Source organism: Ensifer sp. ENS03, assembly GCF_014852035.1.
Lineage (GTDB): Bacteria > Pseudomonadota > Alphaproteobacteria > Rhizobiales > Rhizobiaceae > Ensifer > Ensifer adhaerens.
Genome location: NZ_JACVAV010000002.1, coordinates 991,691 through 1,014,317, shown reverse-complemented (window position 1 = coordinate 1,014,317; position 22,627 = coordinate 991,691). Strand labels below are relative to the sequence as shown.

General features: G+C 61.9%; 20 protein-coding genes and 1 pseudogene. 13 read left to right on the top strand and 8 right to left on the bottom strand.

Going from position 1 to position 22,627, the window contains the following annotated elements; translation table 11 throughout:
* Positions 1-156: 156 nt before the first annotated feature.
* The 5 genes from IB263_RS11705 to IB263_RS11685 form a co-directional block, all read right to left on the bottom strand.
* Entirely contained in the window at positions 157-501 is a 345-nt protein-coding gene (locus tag IB263_RS11705; RefSeq protein ID WP_034788940.1) for a helix-turn-helix transcriptional regulator, read from the bottom strand.
* 119 nt (positions 502-620) lie between these two features.
* Positions 621-1,364, bottom strand: a complete 744-nt coding sequence (locus tag IB263_RS11700) for a HugZ family protein (RefSeq protein WP_060518950.1) — start codon at positions 1,362-1,364, stop codon at positions 621-623.
* Between the two features lie 93 nt (positions 1,365-1,457).
* Positions 1,458-2,507: a choline ABC transporter ATP-binding protein gene (gene choV, locus IB263_RS11695; protein ID WP_192438520.1), complete on the bottom strand. Its 1,050-nt coding sequence runs from the start codon at positions 2,505-2,507 to the stop codon at positions 1,458-1,460.
* Positions 2,504-3,349, bottom strand: coding sequence for a choline ABC transporter permease subunit (gene choW / locus IB263_RS11690; RefSeq protein ID WP_034788930.1), 846 nt, complete (start codon positions 3,347-3,349; stop codon positions 2,504-2,506). Before choW ends, choV begins: the two co-directional genes overlap by 4 nt.
* A gap of 82 nt (positions 3,350-3,431) precedes the next feature.
* Positions 3,432-4,388 (bottom strand): choline ABC transporter substrate-binding protein, encoded by a 957-nt coding sequence (locus IB263_RS11685; protein WP_034788927.1) that lies wholly within the window; start codon positions 4,386-4,388, stop codon positions 3,432-3,434.
* A gap of 249 nt (positions 4,389-4,637) precedes the next feature.
* On the opposite strand from IB263_RS11685, the gene IB263_RS11680 reads away from it, so the two are divergent.
* The 8 genes from IB263_RS11680 (at position 4,638) to IB263_RS11645 (ending at position 14,506) form a co-directional block, all read left to right on the top strand.
* A complete protein-coding gene (locus IB263_RS11680) occupies positions 4,638-5,225 on the top strand; it encodes a thymidine kinase (protein ID WP_034788924.1) in 588 nt (195 codons plus the stop codon).
* Positions 5,226-5,302: 77 nt separating this feature from the next.
* Positions 5,303-5,689, top strand: a complete 387-nt coding sequence (locus IB263_RS11675) for a cytochrome c family protein (protein ID WP_192438519.1) — start codon at positions 5,303-5,305, stop codon at positions 5,687-5,689.
* Between the two features lie 221 nt (positions 5,690-5,910).
* Positions 5,911-6,999: a hypothetical protein gene (locus IB263_RS11670; protein WP_060606673.1), complete on the top strand. Its 1,089-nt coding sequence runs from the start codon at positions 5,911-5,913 to the stop codon at positions 6,997-6,999.
* A gap of 58 nt (positions 7,000-7,057) precedes the next feature.
* The gene (locus IB263_RS11665; RefSeq protein ID WP_034788914.1) at positions 7,058-8,206 is read left to right on the top strand and encodes a hypothetical protein; all 1,149 of its coding nucleotides are present in this window, start codon (positions 7,058-7,060) and stop codon (positions 8,204-8,206) included.
* A 2-nt stretch (positions 8,207-8,208) separates the two neighbouring features.
* Positions 8,209-10,125: an AAA family ATPase gene (locus tag IB263_RS11660; protein WP_192438518.1), complete on the top strand. Its 1,917-nt coding sequence runs from the start codon at positions 8,209-8,211 to the stop codon at positions 10,123-10,125.
* Positions 10,126-10,140: 15 nt separating this feature from the next.
* Complete coding sequence (locus IB263_RS11655; protein ID WP_060581717.1) at positions 10,141-11,430, top strand: DUF6638 family protein; 1,290 nt, start codon at positions 10,141-10,143, stop codon at positions 11,428-11,430.
* Between the two features lie 3 nt (positions 11,431-11,433).
* The gene (locus IB263_RS11650) at positions 11,434-12,660 is read left to right on the top strand and encodes a DUF2333 family protein (RefSeq protein WP_192438517.1); all 1,227 of its coding nucleotides are present in this window, start codon (positions 11,434-11,436) and stop codon (positions 12,658-12,660) included.
* 166 nt (positions 12,661-12,826) lie between these two features.
* Positions 12,827-14,506 carry a formate--tetrahydrofolate ligase gene (locus IB263_RS11645; protein WP_034788903.1) on the top strand — a complete coding sequence of 560 codons (1,680 nt, stop codon included), beginning with the start codon at positions 12,827-12,829 and terminating at the stop codon, positions 14,504-14,506.
* A gap of 86 nt (positions 14,507-14,592) precedes the next feature.
* Here the strand turns inward: IB263_RS11645 and IB263_RS11640 are convergent, their stop codons facing one another.
* Positions 14,593-15,102, bottom strand: coding sequence for a DUF1993 family protein (locus IB263_RS11640; protein ID WP_034788889.1), 510 nt, complete (start codon positions 15,100-15,102; stop codon positions 14,593-14,595).
* A 209-nt stretch (positions 15,103-15,311) separates the two neighbouring features.
* On the opposite strand from IB263_RS11640, the pseudogene IB263_RS34695 reads away from it, so the two are divergent.
* Both IB263_RS34695 and IB263_RS34690 read left to right on the top strand, forming a co-directional pair.
* Positions 15,312-15,569: pseudogene (locus tag IB263_RS34695) on the top strand (YiiD C-terminal domain-containing protein); the annotation flags it as partial.
* Positions 15,570-15,675: 106 nt separating this feature from the next.
* Positions 15,676-15,762, top strand: a complete 87-nt coding sequence (locus IB263_RS34690) for a hypothetical protein (RefSeq protein ID WP_371814089.1) — start codon at positions 15,676-15,678, stop codon at positions 15,760-15,762.
* 27 nt (positions 15,763-15,789) lie between these two features.
* Here IB263_RS34690 and IB263_RS11630 read toward each other — a convergent pair whose 3' ends face one another.
* A complete protein-coding gene (locus tag IB263_RS11630) occupies positions 15,790-16,698 on the bottom strand; it encodes an extensin family protein (RefSeq protein ID WP_192438516.1) in 909 nt (302 codons plus the stop codon).
* A 296-nt stretch (positions 16,699-16,994) separates the two neighbouring features.
* Between IB263_RS11630 and IB263_RS11625 the strand changes: the two genes are divergently transcribed.
* From IB263_RS11625 to IB263_RS11615, 3 genes are all read left to right on the top strand, one after another.
* Entirely contained in the window at positions 16,995-19,097 is a 2,103-nt protein-coding gene (locus IB263_RS11625) for a TonB-dependent hemoglobin/transferrin/lactoferrin family receptor (protein WP_034788880.1), read from the top strand.
* A 124-nt stretch (positions 19,098-19,221) separates the two neighbouring features.
* Positions 19,222-19,266: a trpE operon leader peptide TrpLE gene (trpLE, locus tag IB263_RS11620; protein ID WP_178385070.1), complete on the top strand. Its 45-nt coding sequence runs from the start codon at positions 19,222-19,224 to the stop codon at positions 19,264-19,266.
* 111 nt (positions 19,267-19,377) lie between these two features.
* The gene (locus tag IB263_RS11615; RefSeq protein WP_192438515.1) at positions 19,378-21,567 is read left to right on the top strand and encodes an anthranilate synthase; all 2,190 of its coding nucleotides are present in this window, start codon (positions 19,378-19,380) and stop codon (positions 21,565-21,567) included.
* 88 nt (positions 21,568-21,655) lie between these two features.
* Here the strand turns inward: IB263_RS11615 and IB263_RS11610 are convergent, their stop codons facing one another.
* Positions 21,656-22,582: a LysR substrate-binding domain-containing protein gene (locus tag IB263_RS11610; protein WP_113293706.1), complete on the bottom strand. Its 927-nt coding sequence runs from the start codon at positions 22,580-22,582 to the stop codon at positions 21,656-21,658.
* Between the last annotated feature and the right edge of the window lie 45 nt (positions 22,583-22,627).

The following is a 22,627-nucleotide window of genomic DNA, read 5'->3' as shown; positions in this document are numbered from 1 at the left end:
GGCGCATCGTGCCCCGGAAGTCTCAAGGCTCGGTAAATGCCAGCAAGCGCCGGCACCTTTCGCGTGCAAACTGGGAAGACTATCCGCCAAAGAATAAGCCCCGCGCGATTTCTCGTGTGGGGCTGTTCGAACGGGTCCGCAGATGCGGACCGAATATCAGGCCGATTTACGGACCGGAGTCTTTTCTGCAGTGGCGCTCTGGTCGTCACCGTAGATTTGATTGAGCGTGCCTAGAATCCGCATGACCGCGTCGGATGAGCTCGAATAGTAAATCGTCTGCGCATCGCGACGGGTGCTGACGAGATTCTGAGCACGGAGCTTAGAAAGATGCTGGGAGAGAGCCGACTGGCTCAGCCCAACCTTGTTGGCCAATGCGCCGACTGCCATCTCTTCCTTCACGAGGGAATCGAGGATGAGGAGGCGCTTAGGATTTGCCATGGCCGAGAGGAAACCGGCTGCTACCTCGGCTTCATCGTGTTTTTCAGGCGAAAGTGGCTGCATTGCGTGCTCCATGCGAAAATTACATCACACGTAGTTATGGTTGACGAAGCAAGATAATTAGTCGTGATGCATAAAAGGGCAACCACCTACTGCAAGAAATGGGGGTAGCTCTCCAGCGATTAACCGTTAAGTTCACGCAAAATTGCCCGTAAATTGGAACTATCTTCGATAGGTGTCGGGAACTCAAGGCGTTTTAGCTGATCGCCATCTGCAAGATCGAGCCCCGCGGCGTCGATACCCACGACTTTCCAGTTGCCTTCCGGTGCCTTGCAGAGCTTCACCGCATAGCGCTGAACTGCGTCAGAATGATCCGTATTCATGTGATCGATCGCGTTCGCCTCCATCGCGGCGAGCGAGGCGATGGCAGGCGTGTCGATCAGAAGGTCTTCGGCGGTCAAGACATAGGCGCGGCCGAAGCCGCCGTTGAGACTGGCACGCAGCGGCGACAGCCGGAAGAAGCCGAAATCGGGAAAATCGACGTAAAGTTTCGACTTGGGGTGGCGGCGGACGAATCGCTCGCGGATGCGGATATGCGCTTCGCTGTCGCGCGCAACCTGTTCGGCGGTGCATTGCACGGTCAGGCGAGGATGGGCGAGGGGGTCGCCCTTGCCAGGCTCGCCGGTCAGGAGCGAGGCCCTGGCGTCGGCCAGCAGCGCCTGCGTGTGTGTCGACAGTTTCGAGATCAGGATGACGGGCACCCCGTCGACATCCATGCCGACGAGCACGCGGCTGACGAAGGGGAAGCCGCCGCTCTCCGGCTCGATCGCCGCAAGCGATGCGCTGCGCGCGCCCCGCAGAAGCGTGCGGGCCAGCGTGCGGGCTTCGTTATCGGTGTCGCGCAGAACGTTCGGCTTGTCGCTCATGGTCTTTCCCTTTTCCTGCCATGCGGTCGTCGCCGGGACGAAAAAAGCCCGGAACGACGCTCCGGGCTTTTATTGGCTTGTTGAGCGGCTTCGTCAACTTTTGTTGCGGTGGCGCGTCAGTCCCTGGACGATATCCTGGGCGTCGATCGTACCGACGACGGAACCGTTGTCGACGACCCCGATGCTGCCCGGCTGGCGGGACATGGCGTCGAGGATGTCGACGAGCGGTGTCGTGGGCTTGGCCGTCGCGGTCACGCCGGCAACAGTCAATCCGCGCTGGACGCCGGTCTGCATCACGTCTTTCGCCGTCAGCATGGTGATCGGGTTCATGTGCTGGACGAAATCGGCGACATACTGGTTGGCCGGGTTCTTGACGATATCTTGCGGCGTGCCGCACTGGATGATGCGCCCGCCCTCCATGATGGCGATGCGGTTGCCGATGCGGAAGGCCTCGTCGAGATCGTGGCTGACGAAGATGATGGTCTTCTTCAGCCGCCGCTGGAACTCCAGCAACTCGTCCTGCAGGCGGGTGCGGATCAAGGGGTCGAGGGCCGAGAACGGCTCGTCCATCAACAGGATCGGTGCACCGGTCGCAAAGGCGCGGGCAAGCCCGACGCGCTGCTGCATGCCGCCTGAAAGCTCGTTGACCTTGCGACCCGCCCATTTCGAGAGATTGACGAGTTCGAGCTGTTCGCCGACGCGCGCCTTGCGTTCGGCGTCCGGCATGCCGGCAAGCTCAAGCCCGAAGCCGACATTGTCGGCGACGGTGCGCCAGGGCAGAAGCGCGAACTGCTGAAACACCATCGAGACCGTGTGCATGCGGAAGTCGCGCAGCGACTTCGGACTGGTTCGATAGGGATTGAGCGCACCATTTGCGGTCTTCACCTCGACGTCGCCCCGCACGACCGGGGCAAGGCCGTTGACCGCGCGAAGCAGCGTCGACTTGCCGGAGCCCGAAAGCCCCATCAGCACGAGGATCTCGCCCTCGGTGATTTCGAGCGAGGCGCCGGCGACGCCGAGCACGAGGCCGGTTTCGGCGCCGATCTCGTCGCGGGTCTTGCCCTGGTCGACCATCTGCAGCGCGACTTGAGGGTTGTTGCCGAAGATGATGTCGACATTCTTGAAAACGACGGCGTTGGTCATGCGCCTTCTCCTTCGTCGGACGAGCGGAAAAGGCGGTCGAGAATGATCGCCAGGATGACGATGCAAAGGCCAGCTTCGAAGCCCTTGGCGATGTTGACCGTGTTCAAGGCTCTCACGACCGGAACGCCGAGGCCGCTGGCGCCGACGAGCGCGGCGATAACCACCATCGACAGCGACAGCATGATGGTCTGGGTGAGGCCAGCCATGATCTGCGGCATGGCAAAGGGCAGCTCCACCTTGCGCAATACCTGGCCGGGCGTCGCGCCGAAGGCCTGTGCGGCTTCCACCAGCGACGGCGGCGTCGAGATGATGCCGAGGCGCGTCAGCCGGATCGGTGCGGGAATGGCGAAGATCACGGTCGCGATCAGACCCGGAACCATGCCGAGGCCGAAGAGGATCAGCGCCGGGATCAGATAAACGAAGGTCGGGATCGTCTGCATCAGGTCGAGGATCGGCCGCATGACGGCGTAGACCCATGGGCGACGGGCGGCTGCGATGCCGAGCGGCACGCCGACGGCCATGCTCACGGCGGTGGCAGCGAGCACAAGCGCCAGGGTTTCCGTCGTTTCCTTCCAGTAGCCCTGGTTGATGATCAGGAGCAGGCCCAGGCCGGTGAACAGCGTTATGCCGATCGAACGGCGGAACCACCAGGCGAGCCCGGTGATGACGGCGACGACGATCAGCGGGTGCGGGGCATAAAGCACCCAGAGCAGCGAGTCGGCGACGGCCTGAAGGAAGCGGGCGAGCTGGTCGAAGAAGAAATCGAAATTCGTCGTCAGCCAGTCGACGAATGCCTTGGCCCAGCCGCCGATGGGGATGCGGTTATCGGTCAGATATTCCACGAAGGTAATCCGTCTCGTCAGGTCAAAAAGGAGCGCATGACGCGGTGAAAAAAGGCGGGGTCATTCCCCGCCTTGATGCCGATCAGAGGCCGAGCGCGGCCTTGACTGCGGCCAAGCCGTCGCCGCCATCCTTGGCGGTCACGCCGGCGAGCCACGGATCGACGGCAGTCGGGTTGGCCTTCAGCCATTCCTCGGCCGCCTTGTCCGGCTCCTGGCCGTCGTTCAGGATCTTGCCCATGATCTCGTTTTCCATCTGGAGCGAGAACTTGAGGTTGGTCAAAAGCTTGCCGACGTTGGGGCACTCGGTGGTGTAGCCGGCGCGCACATTGGTGAAGACTTCCGCGCCGCCGAAATTGGCGCCGAAGATGTCGTCGCCACCCGAAAGATAGGTCAGCTTGAAGTTGGCATTCATCGGATGCGGTTCCCAGCCGAGGAAGACGACCGGCGCGCCGTCCTTTTCGGCACGGGCGACCTGCGCCAGCATGCCCTGCTCGGAGGATTCGACCACTTCGAAGCCCTTGAGGCCGAAGGTATCCTTGTCGACCATGTCGATGATCAGGCGGTTGCCGTCATTACCCGGCTCGATGCCGTAGATCTTGCCGTCGAGTTCGGTCTTCTTGGTGGCGATATCCTTGAAGTCCTTGATGCCGAGCTCGGCGCCCTTGGCGTTGGTCGCCAGCGTGTACTTGGCACCGACCAGGTTCGGCCCGAAGGATTCGACCGACTTGTCGTCGAGGAAGGGACGAACATCGTTTTCCTGGGTCGGCATCCAGTTGCCGAGGAAGACGTCGATGTCCTTGTTCTTGAGCGAGGTGTAGGTGACCGGAACCGAGAGAACCTTGATGTCGGTCTGGTAGCCGAGGCCCTTTAGAACGGTGGAAACGGTGGCAGTGGTTGCGGTGATATCCGTCCATCCGACGTCGGAGAAACGGACGGTGCCACAGCTTTCCGGCTCGGCAGCTGCAGCCTGCTGAGCGGTGATGGCGACGACCGAAACGGCGCCTGCCAGTATCAGTTTGAGAGAGAGTCGTTTTTTCATCGTTGTCGTTCCCCTGCCTCGATTATTGTTTTAGCCAAACACCATTGGATAGCGAATTCAAGCGCTTTGATGTCGGAGGAAGTGTATTGCGTCAATATGCTGGCGGGGTGCACGATGCGACGCTCGATGTCGCAATGTCCACGAAATAGTCTAGTCCGCCGAAAAACTGTGGGTGCTGCAAACGGGCTCTGGCCTTCCCGGCCAAGCCTCGTCATTACCCAAAAAACGGAAAAACCGGACGCGGTGACTATGGCCAAACTCTATTTCAGCTATGCGACGATGAATGCGGGCAAGAGCACGATGCTCCTGCAAGCCTCCTACAACTACCAGGAGCGCGGCATGCGCGTGGTGATGCTGATCGCCGCCCATGACGACCGGGGCGGCGTCGGCCGCATTTCCTCGCGCATTGGTCTTGGTGCGGACGCCATTCCCTTTCACGGCGACGACGATCTCTATGGGCTGATCGATCGGTTGCACTCGGATGGCGAAGGCGAGATCGCCTGCATCTTTGTCGACGAGGCGCAGTTCCTCAATGAGGGGCAGGTCTGGCAGCTCGCCCGCGTCGCCGACCGCATCGGCATTCCGGTCATGGCCTATGGTCTGCGTACGGATTTCCAGGGCAAGCTGTTTCCGGGCTCGATGGCGCTGCTGGCGATTGCCGACGAGCTGCGCGAGGTGCGCACCATCTGCCATTGCGGCCGCAAGGCGACGATGGTCGTGCGCCTGGACGGTGAGGGCAAGGTCGCGCGCGAGGGCGCCCAGGTCGAGGTTGGCGGCAACGAGAAATATGTCTCCTATTGCCGGCGCCATTGGGACGACCTGATGCGCTGCGAGTGAGTGCGGCGTCGTGGCGGCTTGAAACCGCCACGCGCGCGATGCCATTCTTCGCCTCTATCGCACGCCAGGGGTCTTCGATGTTGCGTCTCGTCACCAGCCTTTCCATCACGCTCTGTCTTGGCGCAACGGTCGCCCATGCCGGCGGCGACGCTACGGCTGGCGCTGCCGTCTTTCGCAAATGCGCGGCCTGTCACACGGCAAGCGAGCCGACAAACCGCGTCGGCCCAAGCCTCATGGGTGTCGTCGGACGTCCGGCCGCATCCGTCGCCGACTATAACTACTCCGATGCAATGAAGGCCTTTGGTGCTGAGGGTCGCGTCTGGGACGAGGCGACGTTGAGCGAATACCTGCTGAGCCCCAAGGCAATGGTCGGTGCCACCAAGATGGCTTTTGCCGGTCTGAAGAAGCCGCAGGACATCGCCGACGTGATTGCCTATTTGAAGGCGTCGCCGGCTGCCAAATAGGGACGACGCAAACCCCGGACGGAAAGCCGTTTCCCATCTTTCCTGGACCTGCGCGCGGCAATGCCGTCGATATCTCAAGCACTTCGCTGTGGTGGCTGATCAAAAAGCTGCCGGGAAAGGCTTGTTCTCTTTCGGTAAACACCCTTTATATAACTGCAATCGAAGGCTGAATAATTCAGCCGGGCTGGCGGATATCGCCACGGTGGACCGAGGGGCAGGGCATGGCGACTCTTCAGAATTTTGACGCGGAGATCGAAAAGACGAAGGGCGTGGTCGAGCAGATGCGCGGCAAGCTCGAACAATCAGGTGTCGTGCTCGAACAGTTCGCCAAGGCCGAAACCAAGCTCGGCGACGTCAACTTCGACATCGAGAATGCCCGCATCCAGGACGTGATCAACCAGCAAAAGGTGATGGAAGCGAACATCGCCGACCTGATCATCGGCCTCGAAGACGCGACCAATGTCTTCGGCTCCGAATTCGAGAGCATGAAGAACTATACGGGCTACGAGAAGTTCATCGGCATCTTCTCCAAGCAGAAGATGCAGCGCATGCGCACCGACCGCGTGCGCAACATGTCGCTTGCCGGCAACCTGCAGGAACTGCTTTCCAAGTCCGACATGATCGTCGGCATCCTCAAGGAACAGAAGTCGATCCTCGACCAGCGCTACAAGACTTCGGAGCAGAGCCTGATCCAGGTGATCGAGCGCCGCAAGGGCACGATGGCGAACCTCGAAGCGGTGCAGAAGCGCATCGAGGAACTGAACCCGCTGCTGCTCGACATCGAAAACCGCATCGCCGCCTCGACCGAGCAGAAGGTGCGCACCGAGCTCGAAGGCGAGCGCTCCGCGCTTGCGACCGAATATAACGAGAAGCAGGCCAAGGAGCAGGAACTGCTGGCCGAGAGCCAGACGCTCGAGCGCTATACCTCGATGTTCCAGACCTTCGTCGATTCGCTCAACAACCAGATCGCCGCGCAGAACACGCTGATCAACAAGCTGACGATCGATACGGAGCAGCGCATCGTGCTCTACAAGGCGCTGGAAGATTCGCTGAAGACCGCCGCCCAGCAGGACGTCGCGCACAAGATCAACACGCTCGGCAGCCAGGTCGACACGGCCGCCGAGGAGACGATGGCCGGCATCGGTGCCGCAGCGCAACGCCACATCGGCGATCTCCTGGAAATGCATGAAAAGAACATGCTTTCAACGCAGGATATCCAGCGCCGCAAGAAGCTGGCAGACGATGCCTTTGCCCGCCGCTTCCAGGCTGTCATGGACAAGCACAACACTGCCAATTACGTGAAGCAGTGAACGGGCGGCGCATGATCCGAACCGAGTTTGCCTTTCGGCACGCGCCACGGGGATTTGCATGAAGGTCGCGGCTTCATCCGCTGTCGCACAGTATTTCGCGTCGATCCACGCCGCACTCGCCGGGCTTGAGCTCTTTCTCGGCGACCGCAACTCGCCGCTCTATCGCAACACCGTCGTCGGTGAAGTGATCGTTCCCTATCTTGGCCGGTTGAAGGCCTCGATCGACTGCTGGGAGAACCGGATCGGCTTCGTCGACCAGTTCCGGATTTCGCGCGCCGAAAGTGGCTTTCCCGTCTTTCAGAACGTGCTGGAACTGGAGAACGATCGCCAGACGGCGACGAAGCGCCTGGCCGATATTCCATCGGCCGATGCGCTGCGTGACGAGATGGTCGACTTCATCTTGAGGCAGAAGGCCTTTCCAGAAGCGCTGCAGACGCGCATGGCCGAGCGGCTCTATCTGGAGCAGATCGGCAAGGGCGAGATCTTTTCGCCCTTCATCCTGCCGGAGACCATCCGTGTCGCCGTCAATTCCAAGACGATGCGGCCCTATTACATCGTGAGCTGGGGCGCCTTCGACGGGGCCAATACTCTGCCGATGGTCTACATGGCGACGATCGAGGATTCCTCGGAAAAGATCGTCGACATGCTGGTGACCGCTGATGGCAAGCTCAACCCGCAGGTGGAAATTCCACTGCCGGTTGGCGGCCTGCTCAATCCGGAGCTTGCCAGCCGCTTTGACGATTTTGCGTCCAAGAACAGCAGCTATTCGCTGACACCGGTGACGATCGCCACCAATCTCGACAAGGATTTTGACGAGCTGCATCCGAAGCAGTTGCGCCGCATCGTGCTCGGGCCGTTCTACTCGGCCGGGATCACCGAGAACAATGCGCGCATCAACGACATCCTCTCGAAGGTACGCAAGACCGAGAACGCCTGGCTCCTGACCTGGACGGTGCAGGAGGTCTTCTCGAAATCGGAGCGGCCGGCCAAGCGCGGCTTCTGGTCGTCGACCCCGGCGCAGGAAGAATTCCACATCGACACCGCCAATCTGGAAGCGACGCGCATGGGGGTTTCTTCCTACGAGAAGCACGCGCTGGTGCCGCACGACGCCTATCAGGCGCTCTATGCCGCCGGCGAGGCGGAACAGGTCTTCGGCGACTACAAGGTCCACGTCATTTCGGGCAATCAGGTCGTGAGCGAGGTTTGACGATGACACTCAATACAGGCCTGACGACGCTGCACGAGGACGATATCGCCAAGCACCAGGCGGTGGCGCAAGGGTTGGTGACGAAGCTCATTATCCTGGAGCGGGAAGATGCCGCCGCCGGAACGTCGCTTGCCGGCACCGGCCGGCGCTTCGTGTCGACAGTTTCGACTGGCGGCCAGCGGCGCACGCGCGAGGTGGAGCTGACGAAGACGATCCAGGCGGTGCGCCAGGGCGACCCGATGTTCTCTCCGGCCCAGCACGCCGTGCTCTACCGGACGCGCCGCGGCATCCAGGTGGCGCTGGCCGTCGTCGATGTCTTTGCCCGCCAGACGAGCCTCGAACAGCTGCAGGCGAAGAACGCCACCTCGCCGCTTGGCGGAGAGGAGGCGAACCAGTTCAAGGCGCTGCTGTCGGCCTCGGCTTACGTCGCGGCCTTCACACTCGCTGCCTATCTCGGCGCGACCCTGGCGGGCGAGGGCGAGCCGGTCGACGATGCTGTCGAGCCCGACTTCCTGTTCGACACGCCGCAGGACGCGCTGAAGAGCCTGATTTCGGCGCTCGATCGTGGTCTTGCCGGGGCCCCCGATGATCTGGCGCTGACCGCCCGGGCGCGGGCCTTCTCGCGTGTGGCGATCGAAGGGCTGATTGCCCGCAAGGCGCGCTTTACCGGGCTGCAGAGCTTCGAGACCGTGCATATCCGGCTCGACCAGGACGATTTTACGCTGAACGGTTTGGACGTCGCACCCGGCCAGAAGCGCAAGCCACTGGTCATGACCTTCAAGAAGCCCGAGGAGATCATCGGCAACCACATCGCCAAGTATCAGGCGCTGAAGCTTGCCAAGATGCTGATGGCCTACGACTTCGACCGGCAGATGAACCCGTTCGTCGAGCTCGGCGGCTTCCTCTTCACCTTCATCGGCGACGGCATGCCGGGCACCGGCAAGACGATCCTGATCCAGATGCTGGCCGGCATGCTCAACGACTATAGCGAGATCGCCGGCTACGCCTTCCACTACGAGAACTTCGGCGTCGACCAGATCTCCTCCTATCAGGGCAAGTCCGGGCAGAACTGCAAGGAGTTCGTCAACAACGTCATCAATCCGCGGGCGATCGGTTTCGGCACGATCGACGATGTCGACCAGGTGGCGGCGAAGCGCTCCGACGATCGAGCCTCTGCCGGCCAGCACGAGGTGACGGCGGTGTTGATGGAGAGCTTTGCCGGCGCCTCTACCGTGGTGCGCGGCAACTGCACCTTCGGCATGTTCTCCAACTACCCGGAGAATGTCGACGACGCGCTGCGCCAGCGCGCTGGCGCCCGCTGGCTGGTCGACGGGCCGCAGACCGAAGGCGACTACATCGACATCTTCGCGCTGCTCGTCGGCAAGAACCACAAGATCCCGCTTGGCGAGCACCAGCTTTTCGAGGGGCAGGAGATCAAACGCGCGGTTGCTCAGTCCTATGCTGAGCACGCGCGGCCGAAGGAAGATGGCCTCGTCGCTGTCTGGGACCGTTACGAGAAGGAGAAGGGCGCGATCGCCTCGCTTGCCGATGTCGGCGCCTATCTGCACATGATCAAGGACGCCGAGCCGCGCTTTACCGGTCGGGCGATCAAGAACATCACCGACGCGATCAAGCTGAGAGCAATGGACGTGGAACTGCCGGATGACTGGTTCAAGGACGCCGGCTCCTTCATGCACAAGGGCTATGACGAGAAGAAAGCGATGATCGAGGCACTGCGGGGTCCGATCACCATCGACATGGTGCTGCAGGAGATCAACCGCTACGCCGACAGCGAATTCCGCTACACCGACAAGTCGGACGATGCCGCCGTCACCGACATCATCCGCCGCGAGCGCCAGCGCGAAAAGGCGATCCGCGAGATCGAGGCGATGAAACGCGACGGCCGGTGGCAGGGGTGATGCTAGGAATGACCGATGAAACGCCTGCTTGAAGCGGAACTCATCTATGGACGGCTGCTCGATATCTCCGAGCCGCATCTGATCGCGCGCTACAACAAGGCGCTCGAAGGGTTTGGCCTGCGACCGACGGCGCTGACCCAGTTCAGCATCGACATGACCGGCTTTTCGCCGGAGATCGCCGAGGAACTGGGGGATCGTGACTACCTCGATCCGAACCGGGTCAACCGCCGCTTCATCATCATGACGCCGGAGCAGGCGGAGCTGCCGGTCGTGCATACGAGCTTTTCCAACACGGCCGCGCTGATGCACGAGTTCTTCAACGCCAACAGCCGTGCGATCAACGCGATTACCATCAAGGATGCGCTCTATGGCGAGATCGAGGATTCGGTCTCGGTCGTAAACGACATCGACGATCTCTTGTCGATCAACGAGGTGCGGTTCCGGGTGCTTTCGGCCGAGGACATGCTCGGCAAGGCGGCCGAACTGCGTGGTCTCGTCGACCGCTTGAAGAAGGTGCCGACGGCCTGGGCCGACGACGAGATGCTGACGCGCATGGTCGAGCTTGCCAAGCAGACCGGCGATATCCGCCAGAACGCACTGGTGCCGGATCAGCTCGTCTTCCATCACGAAGCCTTCTGGGCCAATCATTTCGGCGGCGTCTATGTCTTTCTCGACGACAAGACGACGACAGTCATCTGCGACCCCTCGGTGCCAGGCTTCCGCCGCTCGCGGCCCTGGCAGGTGAGCTATATCGCCATAAACGATCACGCCCGGATCTACGATTTCCTCGCCTCGACCAAGCGGCTGCAACTGCCGCAGGCCTCCTGGGTCGAGGATTCCGGGCTCTATCAGCACCGCGCAGACATGGTGGTGCGCGGGCTGATCAACGAGAGCGACCCGACGGCCGATCTTGCCAATGCCGACCGGATCTGGCTGCAGACCTGGATGCACCGATATGCCGCCGCGGTCGCAAAAGACGGCGCCTATCCGTTCCTGCAGGAGATGATCCGCACGGTCGCTGCCACCGGCACGATCAGGATGCAGGACGTGGCGCCGGCAAATCGCTTCATGTTGGTGCGCGCAGCACCCACCCATCCGGACCAATGGCTGGTCAACCGGCTGATATCCCAGCTCGTGCCCCGCGATTTCGTCTCGCGCTTCGTCTTCGACAAGCAGGGTTTCTACGACGCCTACGAGCGTTATAGCGAAACCTTCAAGGAGTATGTTGTGGCGACGCTGACCGGCACATATCTGAAAGACAAGGCGGCCTTCCGCCACAAGCTCTATGGGCTCAGAGAGGAATAGGACATGTTCGATCCGATCGTTGCGTTTTTCCAGCGTGTTTTCACCGCGATCGGGCGCGGCATCGGGCTCGTCGTTGCCTGGCTGCTTTGGCCCTTCGTGGCGGCGGGCAACTGGTACCGGCAGCGCAGCTGGCTGCTCAAGGGGCCGATCGGCCTCATCCTCATCGGTCTGGTCCTGTTCTACGGCTACTTCATCTGGCAGACCCAGGCCTGGACGAACTTCAACGAAGACTACATCGACCAGTACAAGCTGGCAGAGCGCAAGGTGCCCGCCGGCTCGCCGATGAGCGGCCCCGGTGCGACGTCGACGGGACAATCGACGACCGGCGGCACTGCCAACAACCTTGCGGGTGTCGCAACGCAGCCGATGGAATCGACGCCGGAGGCGCTCGCGGCCGCTCAACTGCCGGCCGGCACCGTGTGCCAGACGTCGGCGATCGTCGATGTCACCGCCGACCTCATCGATTTCAATGTCAACGAGAATGCCTGGATCTCGTCGATGCTGCTCTACAAGGTCGGCCTCTTCGGGCTCGACTGGGACGACACGCCCTGGCTCGACAACAAGGCGTCGTTCCAGCGCGGGGTCAACCAGGCGATCCGCCGTACCTCTGTGGAGCTCGTCGATTCGCTCGGTCGCATGCGCGGCACCTCGGGCATCAACAACGCCCTGCAGAGCGCGCGCGGCAACATGCAGTTCGATGAAGAGACCTGGTATTTCGGGATCAACCCGTTCGGTCCGAAAACTCCGACGCCGAGCTTCTATCGCGCGGCGATGAAGGATCTGAGGTCCTTCAACACCTCGCTCAGCAAGTGTGAGGCGATTTTCGACGGCCGCTCCGATAACCTCGTCGAGTTCCTCGACCGTGTCGCCAACGACCTCGGCAACACCTCGGCGATCCTGCGCGAGCGCTCGGAAAACCACAATGGCGGCTGGTTCGACACGCGTGCGGATGACCGCTTCTGGTTCGCCTATGGCCAGCTCTACGGCTACTACGGCATCCTTTCGGCCGCCGGTGCCGACTTCGACAACGTCGTCGCCCAGCGCGGCCTGTTGCCGATCTGGACGGAAACGATCAAGCAACTGCGGGCAGCACTCCGCATCCAGCCATGGATCATCTCCAATGGCGAGGAAGCCGGCTGGATCATGCCGACGCATCTGGCGACGATGGGCTTCTATACGCTGCGCGTCCGCTCCAACATCGTCGAGATGCGCGACATCCTCGCGCGCTAAGACCGAACGGTAAGGTGGCGCCCGAGTATACGGGCGCTGCCGATTACTTGAGTTCAAGCGGGACGCGGGTCGAAAACCGCAGACGCGTTTCCTCATCCCGCTCCGGTATCATGAACTGCGCCTTGAAAGGCGCGGGTAAAAACGAGACCCTGGGGAGGGAACTGTCATGGCGGAGGTCAAGTCCGATATCGAGATTGCGCGCGCGGCGAAGAAAAAGCCGATCCTGGAGATCGGGGCCGCACTCGGCATACCGCCGGAGGACCTGTTGCCCTACGGCCATGACAAGGCGAAGATCAGCGCCGATTTCATCGCCCGCCAGCGCGGGAAGAAGAACGGCCATCTGATCCTGGTGACGGCGATCAACCCGACGCCGGCAGGCGAAGGCAAGACGACAACGACCGTGGGCCTCGGCGATGGGCTGAACCGCATCGGCAAGAAGGCGATCATCTGCATCCGCGAGGCGTCCCTCGGGCCCTGCTTCGGCGTCAAGGGCGGTGCTGCCGGCGGCGGTTATGCGCAGGTTGTGCCGATGGAGGACATGAACCTCCACTTCACCGGCGATTTCCACGCGATCACCTCGGCCCACAATCTGCTGGCGGCGCTGCTCGACAATCACATCTACTGGGGCAACGAGCAGAACATCGACGTCCGTCGTATTTCGTGGCGGCGGGTGATGGACATGAACGACCGCGCACTGCGCAACATCGTCGGCTCGCTCGGCGGGATCGCCAACGGTTATCCACGCGAGACCGGCTTCGACATCACCGTTGCCTCCGAAGTCATGGCGATCCTCTGCCTTTCGGCGGATCTTAGGGATCTCGAGCAGCGGCTTGGCAACATCATCATCGGCTACCGCCGTGACAAGAGCCCGGTCTTTGCGCGCGACATCAAGGCCGATGGGGCGATGGCGGTGCTGCTCAAGGATGCTATTCAGCCGAACCTGGTGCAGACCCTCGAAAACAACCCCGCCTTCGTCCATGGCGGCCCCTTTGCCAACATCGCCCATGGCTGCAACTCGGTGATTGCGACGACGACGGCACTGAAGCTTGCCGACTATGTGGTGACCGAAGCCGGCTTCGGCGCCGATCTCGGCGCGGAAAAATTCTTCGACATCAAGTGCCGCAAGGCCGGGCTGAAGCCGGATGCCGCGGTGCTGGTCGCGACCGTCCGCGCGATCAAGATGAACGGCGGCGTCAAGAAGGACGACCTCGGGAAGGAAAATCTGGAAGCGCTGCGCAAGGGCTGCGCCAACCTTGGCCGGCATGTGCAGAACGTCAAGAAGTTCGGCGTACCCGTCATCGTCGCGATCAACCACTTCACCTCCGATACCGAGGCCGAAGTGCAGGCTATCAAGGATTATGTGGCGACGCTTGGCGCCGAAGCGGTGCTCTGCCGCCATTGGGCCGAGGGCTCCGCCGGCATCGAGGAGCTGGCGATGAAGGTGGCGGCACTTGCCGAGGGCGGACACTCGCAGTTCTCGCCGCTTTACCCCGACGACATGTCGCTCTTCCACAAGATCGAGACGATCGCCAAGGACATCTACCATGCGAGCGAGGTGATTGCCGACAAGTCGGTGCGCGACCAGCTGCGCAGCTGGGAAGATCAGGGTTACGGCCATCTGCCGATCTGCATGGCAAAGACGCAGTATTCCTTCTCGACCGATCCGAACCTGCGCGGTGCGCCGACAGGCCATGCTGTGCCGATCCGCGAAGTGCGGCTGGCCGCCGGCGCCGGCTTCATCGTGGTGATCACCGGCGAGATCATGACGATGCCCGGCTTGCCGAAGGTGCCTTCGTCGGAGAAGATCTTCCTCAATGATCAGGGCTACATCGAAGGGCTGTTCTAGGCGCTTCCTGCCTGCCTGAAAAACAATGCCGCGCATCCGGGTGGATGCGCGGCATTCTTGTGTCCGCGGGTCTCCCGCGGCGGAAATCAGGCGGTGAGGCTGAGGAAGTCTGCCTTGCCGAGCGGCACGCCCTTGTGGCGCAGGATGTCGTAGGCGGTCGTCAGGTGGAAGTAGAAGTTCGGCAGCACGAATTTTAGCAGGTATTCCTCACCCGTGAGCGTCACCTTCAGGTTCGGGAAATTCAGCACGACTTCGCGACTGTCGCTGTCTTCGAGATCGACAGGGCGCACCGTTTCAAGGAAGGCGACGGACTTGGCGATGCGCTGGCGCAGTTCGTCAAACGTCTTTTCCTCGTCCGGGAACCGGGGCACTTCGATCGACGTCAGCCGGCCGACCAGGCCCTTGCTGGTGTCGCTGACACGCTGCACCTGGCCGGCAAGCGTCAGCATATCGGGCGCCAGCCGGGCGTGGACGAGATCATCCGTGGGGATGCCCTTTTCCTCAGCGAAAGCCTCTGCCTTGTCGAGCAGCTTGGTGAGGACACCAAGGCCGCGAACGAGTGCGGGAATGGAGAGCTGGTACATCGTCAATGCCATGACAGATTTCCTTGAGATTAGGCGCAAAGCGGGTGGATTTTCCTCGCGCCGTATTTGGGAGCCGGGGCGGGCTCCTGCAAGGCGCGCAGCCCGGTATCTTTTGGGCTACGAGGGGCCTGCGGGAGACGACAGGACGCAGGCGCCTTGCTCTGGTCAGGACATGTGGTCTCGTGCACTGATCCGCGCAGGAACGCATCAGGGATGCCACGATGACGCCAGAGGAACTCCAGTCCTATCTTCATAACCACATCCCGCTGTCAGCGGCGATGCAGGTCCGCGTGGATGCGGTGAGCGACGATCATGTGCTGCTCTCGGCGCCGCTTGCACCCAACATCAACCACCGTGACACGGTGTTCGGCGGCAGCGCCTCGGCGCTCGCGATCCTGTCGGCCTGGTCGCTGCTGCATGTGCGCATGCGCAAAAGCGGCGTTGCGGCGCGCCTGGTGATCCAGAGCAACCGGATGGATTATCTGAAGCCGGTCGCCGGCGCTTTCGCCGCACGCTCGTCGCTGGCGGGCCGGGCAATGGCCGGGCTTTCTGCGATTGCTCGAACGTCGGGGCAGGGCGCGCGCCGTGGTCGTTGCCGACCTCCTCGACGGCGACACCTTGGCCGGTCGCTTCGAGGGCGAGTTTGTCGCCCTTGGCTACGACAACGCCTGACGAGCGCCAGCGCAAGGAGGCTCATTCCTAGCGGCAGTAGCGGTAGTCGTTGCGGCGCTCGATGACGTCGAGATGCAGGTGGGTTTCGTGGGCGGCGTCGCTGCCGGGGTCGAGCACAGTCTTGAAGTAGAGGCAGGCGGACGCAGTGACCGCGCGCTGGAAGGCACCGTCCATGGTGCCATCCTCGTCGCGCGGCTGGATGGCGATCGTCGCGCCGTTGCTTAACGTGAAGGACGCGATGTCGACGGCGTTGCCGTGGGCGTGCTCGGAGATTTTGCCCGTCGTCGCATTGTTGCGCAGGCGGCAGATATAGGTCGATGCCTGGTTCAGCGCCTTGATCTTGATGGTCTTGTCGAAGGCGACTTCGGCGGCCGGCTGGGCGGTCTCCTTGGTCCAGCGTGCAAGCGCCAGCGCCGTTTCGCACCGCATAAGCCCCTTGGGCGCGAGTGTGACGGCGGGCAGGATGCTCGTGACCTCCAGTGGCTTGTCGATGCCGCAGCCCTTGCCGTCGTCGATGCGTTTGGCTTCGACAAACGTCGCTCCGATCGCCTTCAGGTCGGCGACACACTTTGCGTAGTCGGCGGCGTCCTCCGCTTCGACCGGCGGATAGACGATCGGTGCCGGCTTTTCCTCTTTCTTGTCGTCGGCGGGCTGGTCCTTTTCACCTGTGGCCGGCTTTTGATCCTTCGCCGCTCCTTCACTCCCGTCCTTGGGCTTTGGCTGCGGCACGGGCTGTTCGTCGCCAGCCGGCACCCCTGGCTGATCGGCCTTGCCGCCGTCCGTAGGCGTCGCCGGTTTCTCTTCGGGTGTGGGAGCAGCCTCTTTCTCTCCCGCCTCGCTCGGCGGCTTTTTTAGCGGGATCGGTCCGGATTTCGGCAGGCTGGCGCCGGTGAGGATCAGGAGTGACAGCAGGATCAAGGGAAAAGAGCGACGCATCCGGGTCCTTTCGCATTGCCCCCGCAGCGGGGCCTGGAAGGGAGGGAACGCACGGAACCGGATCTGGTTTCATCCGGCCCTCGGCAAAAGCGTTGCAGTTTAGCAACGCCTCGAATTGGCGCGACCCCATAAATTGTGGGGACTACCTTTGTATGTTGACAAGAACACTCATGTTTTTTATGCGGCTTAAATGAGGCGACGACATGTCGCGCCGCTCTAGAATCTACCGCCCAGCCAGCCCCTTGAGTTTGCCGCTCAACAGCAAGCCCGGCCTCCGAAAATCAAAGGATTGGTCCATGCTCACCCGGCATCGTCGCCTGGCTCTTTTGGCTTGCACGACAACTCTTGCAATTTCAGTCGCTACCGTCGCATTCGCGCAAAGCGCAACAACCCAGGCTAAGTCGGAAGAGAAGGCCGAGGAGACAAAGAAGGGCGAAACTTACCTCTCGCCTATCGTTGCCAAGGGCGGGCGCACCGCTGACCCCTATGCCAAGCCCGGCCCCGTCAGCGTCGTCACGACGGACCAGATCGATCTGCAATCGGGGCAGGAGACTGACGACCTGTTGCGCAGCGTTCCCGGCACCTCGACCGCGAACAACCCGCAAAACCCGGGCGTCGCGGTCAACATCCGCGGTTTCGAGGGTTCCGGCCGCGTCAACATGATGATCGACGGCGTGCGCCAGAACTTCCGCTTCACCGGCCACGAAGCCCAGGGTTTTGCCTATTTCGACCCGGCATTCCTTTCCGAAATCGATGTGACCCGCGGCGCCGTGACCGGGGTTGGCGGCGGTGCACTGGCCGGTTCGGTCAACTTCCGGACCTATGATGTCGAAGACCTGATCCAGGACGGCAAGAACTACGGTGGCATTGCTTCGGCTACGTACGGCACAAACGGTGCCGGCTGGTCGGAATCACTGATCGGCGCCTACCGTTTCAATGACGTCTTCTCCGTGCTCGGCGGCATCAGCAAGGCTGATCCCGGCAACTATGACAACGGCAACGGGGTCGAGGTACCCTTCACCGAGGAAGACCTTCTGTCGGGCCTGTTGAAGTTCGAAGTGACGCCGGACAAGGATCACACCTTCAAGCTCACCGGCCTCACCTATGACAACGACTTCTTCGCGAACTCCTACTTCCAGAACGTGAAGAACCAGACGGTTTCTGCAAGCTATTCCTACACGCCGGACAACGAACTCATCGATTTCCGTGCGAACGCCTACTGGAACCGGCTAAAGATGAAGTACGACACCGACATTCGCGGTGGCGGCACGGCGGCCGGTCGGCGCATCACCGACACGGGTAAGGGCTTTGACATCTCGAACACCTCTCTGTTCGACCTTGGCGACGTTGCCGTCAAGGCGAACTACGGCGTCGAGTATTTCCGCGACGACTACGATGTCATCAACAGCACGGCCCGGCCGGGCGCCGGCGTCAACGGCAGCGGCACCAATGCCACCACCGGCGTCTTCAGCAATACGACCTTCACCTATGGCATGCTGGATCTGACGGCAGGCCTGAGATGGGATCACTTCAGCCTCGATGGCTCCGGCGCTGTCGTTGCCGGCAACCCGATCGGTCTGCCGGCCGGCCCTTATACCGTCGATAAGTCCGAAGGTCGCCTCAACCCGAGCATCACGGTCGCGCTCAACCCGACGGAGTGGTTCCAGCCATACGTTACATACGCGGAAACCTCGCGTTCGCCGACGGTCAACGAGACCTTCGCCGGCGGCACACATCCGGGACCGTCGGGCCAGTCGTTCTTCCCCAATCCGTTTCTTGAGCCGGAAACCTCCAAGGGCTGGGAAATCGGTGCGAACTTCGCCTTCGACGGGCTGCTTGATCCCAGCGACAGCCTGCGGGTCAAGGCCAACTACTTCCATAACCGCGTCGACAACTACATCACCGCAGCGATGCTCAACGGCGGTCGTCAGATCTTCTTCGTCAACAATCCCGGGATCTCGACGGTCCAGGGTTTCGAGCTGCAGGCGGCGTATGACGCCGGATACGTCTTCGGCGACCTTGCCTACACCTACACCGAGAGCGATCTGCCGTCGCAGATCAATGGTTTCGGCGTGCAGAGCTACCTGCCTGAAAACATTGTCAGCGCAACGCTTGGCGCCCGCTTCCTCGAAGACCAGCGCCTGACGGTCGGTACGCGCCTCTACGCCGTTTCGAACGCGTTTGTCGGCGAAATCAATCGTACGCCGCCGAACGTTCCGGGCTACGGTCTCGTCGATCTCTTCGCCAACTACAAGTTCGAAAACGGCTTTGAAGTCACGGCCCAGGTCACGAACCTGTTCGACAAGACCTATACGCCGTCTTCGAGCACCATTGCCGGAAGCACGATCGATACCGGCCGCGGCCGCACCTTCCTGGTGACGGCGAAGGCGAAGTTCTGATAGGATCAGATCAATTCCAGTCGGGGCGGCTCTTCTGGGCCGCCTCTTTTTTTGGCGCAACCGTGACGATGCGCGCCGCTTTCCCGCTTGCGCAAGTCCGCAACCCAAGCTAACACTTTCGCCCATGGAAAACGCACGCAACATTTCGATCTGGTGGTGGGCTCGCTGAAGCGGCCTTGACCAGTCATGCGTGATTGAGAGATGAAGCCGCCCGGAGATTTCGAGGCGGCTTTTTTGTATCCAGGCCGCTCAAGGACCGGGCTTTTACGGAGCGAGGCGAATGGCAACGGTAATTCTCGAGGACGGCTCGGAGAGCTACACCACCAAGGGCGGCATTACGGTGACGCGCCGGCGGCGGGAAGCGTCCTATGGCCAGGCGATCGCGAGCTATGTGGACAAGCTCGACGAACGCCGCGGCGCAGTGTTCTCCTCCAACTACGAATATCCCGGCCGCTACACTCGTTGGGACACGGCTGTCGTCGATCCGCCGCTCGGGATCTCGTCCTTCGGCCGCTCGCTCTGGATTGAAGCCTATAACGGCCGCGGCGAAGTGCTGCTTGCGATCATCGCCGAGCATCTGAAGACCGTCGCCGACATCACGCTCGGCGCTTCGACCAGCCGACGCCTCGACCTGACGATCAACGCGCCGGATCGCGTCTTCACAGAAGAAGAGCGCTCGAAGATGCCGACGGTGTTCAGCGTGCTGCGCGCCGTCACCAATCTTTTCCATTCGGCCGAGGATGCGAGCCTCGGGCTCTACGGTGCCTTCGGCTACGATCTCGCCTTCCAGTTCGATGCGATCGACCTGAAGCTGAAGCGTCCCGACGACCAGCGCGACATGGTGCTGTTCCTGCCGGATGAAATCCTCGTCGTCGACCACTATGCAGCCAAGGCCTGGATCGACCGCTACGATTTCGCCAAGGACGGCAAGACCACCGAAGGCAAGGCGGAAGAGATCGCCAGCGAACTCTTTAAGACCGTCGACAGCATTCCGCCGCATGGCGACCATCACCCGGGCGAATATGCCGAACTCGTCGTCAAGGCGAAGGAGAGCTTCCGCCGCGGTGACCTTTTCGAAGTGGTGCCCGGCCAGAAATTCTTCGAGCGCTGCGAGAGCAAGCCGTCGGAGATCTCCAACCGGCTGAAGGCGATCAATCCGTCGCCCTATTCCTTCTTCATCAACCTCGGAAATCAGGAATATCTCGTCGGCGCATCGCCGGAAATGTTCGTGCGTGTTTCCGGCCGCCGCATCGAGACCTGCCCGATCTCGGGCACGATCAAGCGCGGCGACGATCCGATCGCCGACAGCGAGCAGATCCTGAAGCTGTTGAACTCCAAGAAGGACGAATCCGAACTCACCATGTGCTCGGACGTCGACCGCAACGACAAGAGCCGGGTCTGCGTGCCGGGCTCGGTCAAGGTCATCGGCCGCCGCCAGATCGAGATGTATTCGCGCCTGATCCATACGGTCGACCATATTGAGGGACGCCTGCGCGACGACATGGACGCCTTCGACGGCTTCCTCAGCCACGCCTGGGCGGTGACCGTCACCGGTGCGCCGAAGCTCTGGGCCATGCGCTTCATCGAAAGCCATGAGAAGAGCCCGCGCGCATGGTATGGTGGCGCGATCGGCATGGTGGGCTTCAATGGCGACATGAACACGGGCCTGACGCTGCGCACGATCCGCATCAAGGACGGTATCGCCGAGGTGAGGGCAGGGGCGACGCTGCTCTATGATTCAAATCCGGAAGAAGAAGAAGCCGAAACCGAACTGAAGGCCTCCGCCATGATCGCTGCCATTCGCGATGCGAGATCCGCCAATGCCGGCAAGGCCGGTCGCGACGTTGCCGCCGTTGGCGCCGGCGTCAACATCCTCTTGGTCGATCACGAGGACAGCTTCGTCCATACGCTTGCGAACTATTTCCGCCAGACGGGGGCAACCGTCACGACGGTGCGCTCGCCGGTCGCCGAGGAGATCTTCGATCGGGTGAAGCCGGATCTCGTCGTGCTTTCGCCCGGACCTGGCAATCCCAAGGATTTCGACTGCAAGGCGACGATCAAGAAGGCGCGGGCGCGCGACCTGCCGATCTTCGGCGTCTGCCTCGGGCTGCAGGCGCTTGCCGAAGCCTACGGCGGGGATCTCCGCCAACTCGCGATCCCGATGCACGGCAAGCCGTCGCGCATCCGCGTGCTGGAGCCGGGCATCGTCTTCTCCGGCCTCGGCAAGGAAGTGACCGTCGGTCGTTACCATTCGATCTTTGCCGATCCGGCGAGCCTGCCCGCGGAGTTCATGATCACCGCCGAAAGCGAAGATGGCACGATTATGGGCATCGAGCACACGAAGGAGCCGGTGGCGGCGGTGCAGTTCCATCCGGAATCGATCATGACGCTCGGCGGCGACGCCGGCATGCGGATGATCGAGAACGTCGTGGCGCACCTCGCCAAGCGCGCCAAGATCAAGGCCGCCTGATTAGCCCGGCAATCCCTTATTCCGGGATGGAGCAGATGTTGACGAAGACAAGGTGCCGCTTCCACCGTGGAGGCGGCCCTTTCTGTTCCTACTGTGCCGCCTGAATGGCCGGCACATTCTCGCAGCGATCGGCAAACAGTCGCTCGCTCAGAAAATCGACGAAGACGCGGACCTTGGGGGAGAGGTGACGGTTCGACGGCCACAGCAGGTGGAACTGTCCGGGCGCGTCGAGATGGGCGTCGAGCACTGTGTGCAGTCTGCCGTCGCGAAGATGGTGGCGGGCGAGAAAGTCCGGCAGGCAGCCAATGCCGAGGCCGCTAAGCACGGCGCCGCCGAGCGCTTCCATGTTGTTGCAGTTCAGCACGGTCTTGAGGCGCGGCTCCTTTCCCTCAGGCGGCAGCGTGATCGGCCATTCCTGCAGCTTGCGGCTGTTGGGAAAGCGGAAGCGAACCGCATGGTGTCCTTCGAGGTCGCGGGGGCATTCGGGCCTGCCACGCTCTCGAAGGTATGACGGAGCAGCGCAGAGCAGAAGCTGGAACGGCCTGAGCGCGCGCGTCATCAGTCGTGAATCCGGCAACACACCGCTGCGGATCGCGACATCCACTTCCTCGTCGATCAGGTCGACGATGCGGTCGTTGAAGTCGAGGTCGAGTTCGATTTCGGGATAACGCCGTACGAACTCCGGCAGCACCGGCAACAGCAGGTGGTAGCTGACGATCGGCACGCTGACGCGCAGCCGACCGCGCGGCGTCGCCACGGCGTCCGCCAATGACGCCTCGGCGTCATCGAGATCATCGAGGATGCGGCGGCAGCGCTCGTGAAAGAGGCGTCCCTCCTCGGTCAAGCGGATACTGCGGGTCGAGCGCTGCAGCAGGCGGACGCCGAGTTCTCTTTCGAGAGTGGTAACAGCCTTTCCGACCGCGGAAGCGGACAGGCCGAGCACGCGACCGGCCGCGACGAAACTGCCGAGGTCGGCGGTGCGGACGAAGGCGGTCAAGCCGCTCAAGCGATCCATGCTACCTCCATTCGAGCGTTTTGTTCCGGTATGATCGGAGCCTTG